Source organism: Aquicoccus sp. (assembly GCF_041686535.1).
Lineage (GTDB): Bacteria > Pseudomonadota > Alphaproteobacteria > Rhodobacterales > Rhodobacteraceae > Aquicoccus.
In genome coordinates, this window is the sequence record NZ_JAWLDS010000109.1 from 1 (window position 1) to 8,983 (window position 8,983).

Here is an 8,983-nt window from a genome sequence, read left to right on the forward strand (position 1 = left end):
GCCGGAGCTTCCAAAGGGGAAGGTTTAGGGCTGACCCAGCCGCAGGTTACCAGTCCTGAATCTTCCGTCATGGTTTCATCCCCTTACCCGTTTGGACGTTGTCACACTGCCCACATACTCGTCACTTGCCTGCCTTGCCGCCCCCTGCCAGGCTGCGCGCCTGTTCTATCCAGTTGTCCCGCGCGATACGGCCCTTGAATTTAAGCCGCGCATCGACCCAGGCCACCTCGGCCTCGGTCCAGCCGGCGATCTGGTCGAAATGCCAGAACCCCATCTCGTTCAACAGCTTTTCCAGCTTGGGCCCGACCCCGCCGATGCGCTTTAGATCGTCGGCCCCGCCCGCGCGCGGTGCGCTCAACGTCTCGGGTTCCTTCTCCGCAACCGCTGCCTCGGCCGGCGCCGCCTCGGGTGATTTCTTGGCCTTGGGCCCGGCAGCTTTCGCCGGGGCTTGAGGCGTGTTGGCAGACGTGCCACCCTTGCCGCGCGCCCAGGCGTCAAGCCACGGCGTACGAAGCGGCACTTCGCTGCCGTCGATGCGCTTGACACTGTCGCCCAGCTCCATCGCCCGCGCGACGCTGGCATTGTGCTGCGGCCGTCCGCTCTCGTACTCTGTCAAGGAGGTGAGACCCGATGCAGGCTCCGAGGCATAGCGCCCGTTCTGCGGCCCCGGCACCGGCACCTCGCCCGCGCCCAGCGTGTCGATGATCTCCGACAGGCGCTCGGGCGTCAGGTCCTCGTAGTAATCCTTGCCGATCTGCGCCATCGGCGCATTCGAACAGGCGCCAAGGCATTCGACCTCTTCCCAAGAAAACTTGCCATCCGCCGACACCTCGTGCGGATTGGCCGCCACCTTCTGCTGAAGAACCTCGACCAGCGCCTCGGACCCGCACAACATGCAGGGCGTCGTGCCGCAGACCTGGAAATGCGCGACGCTGCCGACCGGCTGCAACTGGAACATGAAATAGAAGCTCGCCACCTCCAGCGCGCGGATGTAATCCATGCCCAGCATGTCGGCGACATGCTCGATCGCCGGCTTCGACAGCCACCCCTCCTGCTCCTGCGCCCGCCACAAGAGCGGGATGACAGCGCTGGCCTGGCGACCCTCGGGATACTTGGTGACCTGCTTCTCGGCCCAGGCCCGGTTCTCCGGGGTGAAGGCAAAGCTCTCGGGTTGCTCGAAATGAAGGCGGCGCAGCATCAGGCACAAGCTCCTGTCATCAGTTTCACACCCTGATCGTCGGGCAGCGTCTCGGCCGTCCCCTTGGCAAGGTGATATTGGGTCAAGGCGATCACCTGCTCACGTGTCAGACCGGCCTGCAACTCGACCGGAAGGTAATGTTTCTCCTCGCGCAGCACACAGCCGACACTGGCCACCGCGTCGAGGTAATCGTCGCGCATCTCGGGCGACACGTCCTGGGGCGGGATCGCAAGACAGCCGGACAGGAGCGAAACGCCCAGCATCACGAATGCAAGTTTCTTCACCTGTCGATCTCCCCGAACACCACGTCCAGCGAGCCGATGATCGCCGCGATATCGGCCAGCTGATGGCCGGTCGATATGTGATCCATCGCCTGGAGATGCGGATAGCCCGGCGCGCGGATCTTGGCGCGATAGGGCCGGTTGGTCCCGTCGCTGACCAGGTAGACGCCGAACTCGCCCTTTGGCGCCTCGACCGCCGCGTAAACCTCGCCCGCGGGCACCCGGAACCCCTCGGTGTAAAGCTTGAAGTGATGGATGAGCGCCTCCATCGACGTCTTCATCTCGCCACGCTTGGGCGGCGTGATCTTGCCACGCGTCAGGATATCGCCCTGCCCGTCCGGTTCACGCAGCTTGGCACAGGCCTGGCGCATGATGTGGATCGACTGCCGCATCTCCTCGACCCGCATCAGGTAGCGGTCATAGCAATCGCCGTTCTTGCCCACGGGGATCTGGAAATCGAACTCGTCGTAACATTCATAGGGCTGCGCCCGGCGCAGGTCCCAGGCCAGCCCGACCGAGCGCGCCATCACGCCCGACATCGCGTAATCATAGACATCCTGTTCGGTGATCACGCCGATATCCACGTTGCGCTGCTTGAAGATCCGGTTCTCGGTCAGCAATTCATTGATATCGTCGACGAACTTGTGGAAACCCTCGGCCCATTCGTCGATATCGTCGATCAACTCGGGCGGCAGATCCTGATGCACGCCGCCAGGCCGGAAATAGGCCGCGTGCAGCCGCGCGCCACAGGCCCGCTCATAGAACACCATCAGCTTCTCGCGCTCTTCGAAGCCCCAGACCGGCGGGGTCAGAGCGCCCACGTCCAGCGCCTGCGTGGTGATGTTGAGGATATGGTTCAGGATGCGCCCGATCTCGCAGTAAAGCACACGGATCAGGCTGGCCCGGCGCGGCACCTCCACCCCGGTCAGCTTCTCGATCGCCAGGCACCAGGCATGTTCCTGGTTCATCGTGCCCACGTAGTCGAGCCGGTCGAAATACGGCAGGTTCTGCAGATAGGTCCGGCTCTCCATGAGCTTCTCGGTCCCGCGATGCAAAAGCCCGATATGCGGATCGCAGCGCTCCACCACCTCGCCGTCAAGCTCCAGCACCAGCCGCAACACCCCGTGCGCCGCCGGGTGCTGCGGGCCGAAATTGATGTTGAAATTGCGGATCTTCTGCTCGCCCGTCAGCGCGTCGTCGAACCCTTTGGAGCCGTCCATCATCCGCGCCCTCCGCCGATCTTGTCCTTGAATGCCATGACCCACAGCAGGATCAGCGCCCCCAGCGGAATGACCGCCACGAGCGACACCCAGTTCGGAATGCCGAACCGCGGCAGCAACCGCCAGAACGGGATCACCACCAATGCCGCGAAGACGATGAACCAGATCAGGCCCATACCGCCCATGCCGTTGCCTGCGCCCATCATTTCTTGGCCTCCTCGCTCTTCTCGTCGCCCGGAAGGATGTATTGCGCACCTTCCCACGGGCTCAGGAAATCGAACTGGCGATATTCCTGCACCAGCTCGACCGGCTCATAGACCACCCGCTTTTGCGCCTCGTCATAGCGCAGTTCGACATAGCCCGTGGTCGGGAAATCCTTGCGCAGCGGATAGCCGCGGAACCCGTAATCGGTCAGGATGCGACGCAGGTCGGGATGTCCCGAGAACAGAATGCCGAACATGTCGAACACCTCGCGCTCGAACCAGTTGGCGCTGGGATGAACATCGGTGATCGACGGCACGATCTCGTCCTCGCGAATGCTCAGGCGCAGCCGGATCCGCTGGTTCTGCTGCATGCTCAGGAAATGGTAGACCACGTCGAACCGTCGCGCCCGCTCCGGATGGTCCACCGCCGTGATGTCGATCAGCGTTCCGAACCGGCAGTTGCCGTCGTTGCGCAGGAACTCGACCAGCCCCGCGATGTTGGACGGGGCCACGTCCAGCGTCAGTTCGCCATGGGCGATCGCCCGGCCCAGCACGCAATCTGGACGCTTCGCCTCGACATGCGCGCCCAATTCTTCCAGTGCTTCACTCATCGTTTCTCAATCCTTCCCGCACCCGGCCGGCGCGGCCTGATGCTGTGCGCCTCAGCGCATGATCGTTCCGGTCCGGCGGATCTTGCGCGACAGCTGCATGATCCCGTAAAGCAGCGCCTCGGCGGTCGGTGGACACCCCGGCACGTAGATATCGACCGGCACGATCCGATCGCATCCGCGCACCACCGAATAGCTGTAGTGATAATAGCCGCCGCCATTGGCGCAGCTTCCCATGCTGATCACGTAACGCGGCTCGGGCATCTGGTCATAGACCTTGCGCAATGCCGGGGCCATCTTGTTCGTGAGCGTCCCCGCCACGATCATCAGGTCCGACTGGCGCGGGCTGGCGCGCGGCGCGGTGCCGAACCGTTCAAGGTCATAGCGCGGCATCGACGTGTGCATCATCTCGACCGCGCAGCAGGCCAGCCCGAACGTCATCCAGTGCAGGCTACCGGTGCGCGCCCAGTTGATGATATCCTCGGTCGTGGTCAGCAGGAAACCCTTGTCCTGCAATTCGGCGTTCAGCGATTGCGTCGCAACATCGCGATCCGCGCCCGCCGTGTTGGCTCCGGTCATGACCATTCAAGCGCCCCCTTCTTCCATTCATATGCAAACCCTACGGTCAGGACCGCCAGGAAGATCATCATCGACCAGAATCCGACATCGCTCACATCCTTGAAGGCCACGGCCCAGGGAAACAGCATCGCGATCTCCAGGTCGAAGATGATGAACAGGATCGACACGAGATAGAAGCGCACGTCGAATTTCATCCGCGCATCGTCAAACGCGTTGAATCCGCATTCATAGGCACTCAATTTCTCGGGATCGGGATTGCGCACCGCCAGAACCAGCGCCGCAAGGATCAGCACGATCCCCAACGCGATGGCTATTCCCAGCAATATGAGGACAGGCAGGTATTCCCTGAGCATCTCTTCCACAGCTTGGCTCCTTTCGGGGCACGGCAAACGCACGTGCCAAAGTGGCTGCAAAACTCAATCCCTGATCTACTCCCGCCCCCGGTCAGGGTCAACCGACGCCAGGACATATTCGGGTTTGCGCAGATTTCATCCCCATCCGGTATGCGATTGCACACAAGCCCAGCAAAACAAGGGCCTCGCGGCAGCGCAGCATCGCAATATGGCCCCAAGCGCGGTCCACCCCCATAAGATGGGTCTCAAAAACGTGTTTTTAAACCCGCGGTGCTGTCCGACTCGGGCCCGCACCAAACCCCGCGTTAACCCCTTTAACCCGCCAGGGCCCGAACCCGCCCCCCGAAGCCGGGTGGCAGCCGGGCGGCAGCCGGATGTCACCCCCGATTTTTCGCCGAAAAGCCTTGGTTAACCCCCCGGCGCGCCGCGATTACGATCCGTCAACCACCCAGGGCGCCGGGCGCTTGGCAAAGAAGGCTTCGATGCCCGCGCGGGCCTCCTCGCCTTCCCATGTCCGCACCAGCCGTTCGATGGTCGCGTCGATGATCTCGGGCGTGATCGCAGACCCCAGCATCCGCGCCAGGCGCTTTGACTCCGCCACCGCCCCGGGGGCCGCCGCAAGATAGGGCCGCACCTCGGCCTCAACCGCCGCGTCAAGCGCGTCCTCGGGCACGACACGCGACAATAGATCAAGTTTATCGGCCTCTTGCGCATCGAATACGCGGGACGACATGAACACCTTGCGGGCGTGGGTCTCGCCCATCCGGGCCAGGACATAGGGGCTGATCGTCGCCGGAATGAGGCCCAGTTTGACCTCGGTCAGCCCGAACTTGGCGCCCTCCGCCCCGATCGCCACATCGGCCACCGACATCATCCCGATCCCGCCGCCGAACGCATTGCCCTGCACCCGCGCGATCAGGGGTTTCGACAGGGTGTTGAGCGCATATAGCGCCATCGCGAGCTTGCGCGCCTCGGCCCGCCGCTGCTCGGGCGTGGCCTCCATCTGCGCCTGCATCCAGCGCAGGTCGCCCCCCGCGCAAAAGCTCTTCCCCCGCGCCGCCAGCACCACGACACGCACCTGCGCATCCTCGTCCAACACCTTGGCAGCACTTGACAATTCCTCGATCATCGCGCCCGACATGGCGTTGTGCTTGTCCGCCCGGTCAAGCCAGAGCGTGGCGACGCCCCGCCCGTCGCGCTCGATTGCAAGCGTCTCATACATCGCGTTCAATCCTCATCTGGCGTGCCATTTCGGCCGCCTGTTCCAATTTCCCCCGGTCCAGCCCGGTCTCGTAGCCAAGCGCCACCAGCCGGTCATGCACCGCCTCGCTCGCCACGTTCCCCGCCGCCCCCGGTGCATAGGGGCATCCGCCCAGACCGCCCACCGCCGCGTCGAACACCCGCACGCCACGCGCCAGCGACACCTCGATATTCGCCAGCGCCCGCCCGGCGGTGTCATGGTAATGCCCGGCCAGCTTGCCGGCCGGCACCACGTCCAGCACCGCGCCCAGCATCGCGTCGATGCTCCCGGGCGTGCCCTGCCCGATCGTGTCACCCAGGCTGATCTCGTAAACCCCCATTTTCCATAGAATTTCCGCCACGCGCGCAACCTCTCCGGGCGGGGTCTTCCCGTCATAGGGGCAATCGGTGACGCAGGAAATATAGCCCCGCACCGGCATGCCCACGTCCCGCGCCGCCTCCATGATCGGGGCGAACCGTTCAAGGCTCTCGGCAATGCTCGCGTTGATATTGGCCCGGCTGAACCCTTCCGAGGCCGATCCGAAGATCGCCACCTCGTCGGCCCGCGCCGCCACCGCCCCTTCGAATCCGCGCATGTTCGGCGTCAGCGCCGCATAGCGCACACCCGGCGCGCGCGCGATTCCGGCCAGCACCTCCGCCGAATCGGCCATCTGTGGAACCCATTTCGGGCTCACGAATGACGCCACCTCGATCCGCCGAAACCCCGCCCCGCTCAGGCAATCGACCAGCGCGATCTTTTCAACCGTCGGGATCAGCCGCTTTTCGTTCTGCAACCCGTCCCGCGGACCCATCTCGAAAATCTCAACGCGTTCAACCATCTGCGCCCCGTCCTTCATCTTGCCCCAAGTACTCCCGCCGGAGGCGTCGCCCGGCGCGGCTCACCCCTCGGGCACCTCGTAGAACTCCCGGTCATAGAACTGCTGCAACCCCTCGGCCTCCAGCGCCCTCTGGTAGGCCGGACGCGCCTCGATCCGCGCCTTGTAGGCGCTGAGACGGGAAAACCGCTCGAACCGCACGTAATGCCGCGCGCTTTCCAGTGTGAATCCCATCATCGTATCGGCGGCCGAGAACCCGCGCCTGAGCAGATACTCCTGCTCCCCCAACACCCGCTCCAGCGGCTTGAGCGAGACCGCCAGCCGCTTGACCTCGATCCCGATCACCGTGGGCGAACGCATCGCCGGGTCGGGCAGGAAAACCTGTTGCAGGTTGAGGTTCTGGATCAGTACACCGATGGTTTCGGCATAATGCAGCCAGGTGAGGTATTGCGCGCGCTCCGCCTCGCCCGGCATGGGCGCCAGCCCCTTTTCCGGCCGGGTTTCGCACAGGTATTCGGTGATCGCCCCGCTCTCGAAAAGCACCTGCCCGTCGATCTCCAGAACCGGCACACGCCCCGCCGGGCTCAGCCCGAGGAATTCGGGGCCCCGCAGATCGCCCCCGGCGATATCATAGCTGATCACTTCCGGCTCCAGCCCCATCTCGTAAAGCAGCCAGAGCACCCGGAACGACCGGCTACCCGCGACGCTGTGCAATCTGATCGGCTCTTGCATGATCCCGTCCCCTTGTCCCAACCCTGCCCGTTGGCTTGGCCGGGCGCCATGAGAATTTTTCCCAAGAAAGAGACCCTTGGCCCTTCAGGCCGCCGCCTCCTCGTTCTCCTCCAGCCGGATCAGCGCCGCGCCTGCCTCGACCTGTGCCCCGGCCTCGACCATCACCTCGGCCACCACCCCGTCGCGCGCCGCCAACAGCGCATGTTCCATCTTCATCGCCTCGAGAACGGCAAGCCGATCACCGGCCTGCACCGCCTGCCCCGCCTCGGCAAAGATCGCCTTCACGAGCCCCGGCATCGGCGCCTCGATCACGCCCGCTCCCGCGCCTGCCGCCGCCGCGCGCTCCAACGGGTCGATCACGCGGTAACCCTGGCCATAGCCGTCGAACACCGTGACCTGTCCCCCGGCTTCGGCCCAGGGCGCGGCGGGCCTGCCGTCAAGATACCAGCCATCGCGCCATTCGGCCATGATCTCGGCCTCGTCCACCCGAATCCGCACGGCATCCGGCCCCTCCACGATCACGGCGACCTGCTCTTCCGTCTCGCCCTGCGCCAGGGCCACATGACGCGGCGCGGGTGTCCAGAGCGCGAAGCCCCGCGCCCAATCCGGCGCCGCCATCAGCCCCAGCGCCGCCATCGCCGCCTGCGCCACCACCCGTGGCGCCGGAGCATCCGCCGCGATCAGCCGGTCGAGGTCGCGCCCGATCAACCCGGTATCGACATCGCCCCCGGAAAATTCCTCGTGCCCACATAGCGCGCCGAGGAATGCAAGGTTCGTCACCGTCCCGGCCACCTGCGTCTCGCGCAGCGCCTGCGCCATGCGTTTCAACGCGATCTCGCGTGTCGCCCCATGGGTGATCAGCTTGGCAATCATCGGGTCATAAAAGGGCGATATCGCATCGCCCGCACGCACGCCGCTGTCGGCCCGCGCCTGCGGCGGGAATTGCAGGTGCGACAGAACCCCGGTCGCGGGCAGGAAACCCTTGGGCACATCTTCGGCATAAAGCCGCGCCTCGAAGGCGTGTCCGGTGATGCGCAGATCCTCCTGCCGTGCGGGCAAGGGCTCGCCCGCCGCCACGCGCAACTGCCATTCCACGAGATCGACGCCGGTGATCGCCTCGGTCACCGGGTGTTCCACCTGCAAGCGGGTGTTCATCTCCATGAACCAGAACCCGTCCGTGCGCAGCCCGTGACTGCCATCGACGATGAACTCGACCGTCCCCGCCCCCTTGTAGCCGATCGCCTCCGCGGCGCGCACCGCCGCCCGGCCCATGGCACTCCGCATCTCTTCTGTCATGCCCGGCGCCGGGGCCTCCTCGATCACCTTCTGATGCCGCCGCTGCAGCGAGCAATCGCGCTCGAAGAGATGCACCGCGCGCGTGCCGTCGCCGAAAACCTGCACCTCGATATGGCGCGGCTTCTCGACGAATTTCTCGATCAGCACAGCCGCGTTGCCAAAGGCCGTTCTCGCCTCGCTCTGCGCGCTGGCCAGTGCATCCATGAAATCGCCTGGCGTCTCGACAAGGCGCATCCCCTTGCCGCCGCCACCCGCCACCGCCTTGATCAGCACCGGATAGCCGATCGCATCCGCCGCGCCCGAAAGGTGCTCGGGGTCCTGGTTCTCGCCGTGATAGCCCGGCACCACCGGCACGCCGGCCTCCTCCATCAGCGCCTTGGCCGCGTCCTTGAGGCCCATCGCGTCGATCGCCTCGGCCGACGGCCCGATGAAGATGAG

General features: G+C 65.0%; 11 protein-coding genes. All 11 read right to left on the reverse strand.

Features of this window, described 5'->3' with window-relative positions; genetic code table 11:
* Positions 1–121 precede the first annotated feature (121 nt).
* Positions 122–1,198, reverse strand: a complete 1,077-nt coding sequence (nuoE, locus tag ACESL9_RS15605; RefSeq protein ID WP_372609938.1) for an NADH-quinone oxidoreductase subunit NuoE — start codon at positions 1,196–1,198, stop codon at positions 122–124.
* Positions 1,198–1,482, reverse strand: coding sequence for a hypothetical protein (locus ACESL9_RS15610; protein WP_372609936.1), 285 nt, complete (start codon positions 1,480–1,482; stop codon positions 1,198–1,200). The genes nuoE and ACESL9_RS15610 overlap by 1 nt, the downstream gene beginning before the upstream one ends.
* A complete protein-coding gene (locus ACESL9_RS15615; RefSeq protein ID WP_372609934.1) occupies positions 1,479–2,702 on the reverse strand; it encodes an NADH-quinone oxidoreductase subunit D in 1,224 nt (407 codons plus the stop codon). Before ACESL9_RS15615 ends, ACESL9_RS15610 begins: the two co-directional genes overlap by 4 nt.
* Positions 2,699–2,905 (reverse strand): hypothetical protein, encoded by a 207-nt coding sequence (locus ACESL9_RS15620; RefSeq protein WP_372609932.1) that lies wholly within the window; start codon positions 2,903–2,905, stop codon positions 2,699–2,701. Before ACESL9_RS15620 ends, ACESL9_RS15615 begins: the two co-directional genes overlap by 4 nt.
* Entirely contained in the window at positions 2,902–3,513 is a 612-nt protein-coding gene (locus tag ACESL9_RS15625) for an NADH-quinone oxidoreductase subunit C (protein ID WP_372609930.1), read from the reverse strand. Before ACESL9_RS15625 ends, ACESL9_RS15620 begins: the two co-directional genes overlap by 4 nt.
* 51 nt (positions 3,514–3,564) lie before the next feature.
* Positions 3,565–4,089 carry a NuoB/complex I 20 kDa subunit family protein gene (locus ACESL9_RS15630; protein ID WP_372610077.1) on the reverse strand — a complete coding sequence of 175 codons (525 nt, stop codon included), beginning with the start codon at positions 4,087–4,089 and terminating at the stop codon, positions 3,565–3,567.
* Positions 4,086–4,451, reverse strand: a complete 366-nt coding sequence (locus tag ACESL9_RS15635; RefSeq protein ID WP_372609928.1) for an NADH-quinone oxidoreductase subunit A — start codon at positions 4,449–4,451, stop codon at positions 4,086–4,088. Before ACESL9_RS15635 ends, ACESL9_RS15630 begins: the two co-directional genes overlap by 4 nt.
* A gap of 421 nt (positions 4,452–4,872) precedes the next feature.
* The gene (locus ACESL9_RS15640; protein ID WP_372609926.1) at positions 4,873–5,664 is read right to left on the reverse strand and encodes a crotonase/enoyl-CoA hydratase family protein; all 792 of its coding nucleotides are present in this window, start codon (positions 5,662–5,664) and stop codon (positions 4,873–4,875) included.
* A complete protein-coding gene (locus tag ACESL9_RS15645) occupies positions 5,657–6,520 on the reverse strand; it encodes a hydroxymethylglutaryl-CoA lyase (RefSeq protein WP_372609924.1) in 864 nt (287 codons plus the stop codon). The genes ACESL9_RS15640 and ACESL9_RS15645 overlap by 8 nt, the downstream gene beginning before the upstream one ends.
* A 60-nt stretch (positions 6,521–6,580) precedes the next feature.
* Positions 6,581–7,249 (reverse strand): glutathione S-transferase family protein, encoded by a 669-nt coding sequence (locus ACESL9_RS15650; RefSeq protein WP_372609922.1) that lies wholly within the window; start codon positions 7,247–7,249, stop codon positions 6,581–6,583.
* An 84-nt stretch (positions 7,250–7,333) separates the two neighbouring features.
* On the reverse strand, positions 7,334–8,983 hold a 1,650-nt coding region (locus ACESL9_RS15655), incomplete at its 5' end, for an acetyl/propionyl/methylcrotonyl-CoA carboxylase subunit alpha (RefSeq protein WP_372675133.1).

Bases quoted from the DNA above. Each gene is read 5' to 3' on its own strand.
- nuoE (WP_372609938.1), bottom strand. From the start codon at position 1,198: ATGCTGCGCCGCCTTCATTTCGAGCAACCCGAGAGCTTTGCCTTCACC.
- ACESL9_RS15615 (WP_372609934.1), bottom strand. From the start codon at position 2,702: ATGATGGACGGCTCCAAAGGGTTCGACGACGCGCTGACGGGCGAGCAG.
- ACESL9_RS15620 (WP_372609932.1), bottom strand. From the start codon at position 2,905: ATGATGGGCGCAGGCAACGGCATGGGCGGTATGGGCCTGATCTGGTTC.
- ACESL9_RS15625 (WP_372609930.1), bottom strand. From the start codon at position 3,513: ATGAGTGAAGCACTGGAAGAATTGGGCGCGCATGTCGAGGCGAAGCGT.
- ACESL9_RS15630 (WP_372610077.1), bottom strand. From the start codon at position 4,089: ATGACCGGAGCCAACACGGCGGGCGCGGATCGCGATGTTGCGACGCAA.
- ACESL9_RS15640 (WP_372609926.1), bottom strand. From the start codon at position 5,664: ATGTATGAGACGCTTGCAATCGAGCGCGACGGGCGGGGCGTCGCCACG.
- ACESL9_RS15645 (WP_372609924.1), bottom strand. From the start codon at position 6,520: ATGGTTGAACGCGTTGAGATTTTCGAGATGGGTCCGCGGGACGGGTTG.
- ACESL9_RS15650 (WP_372609922.1), bottom strand. From the start codon at position 7,249: ATGCAAGAGCCGATCAGATTGCACAGCGTCGCGGGTAGCCGGTCGTTC.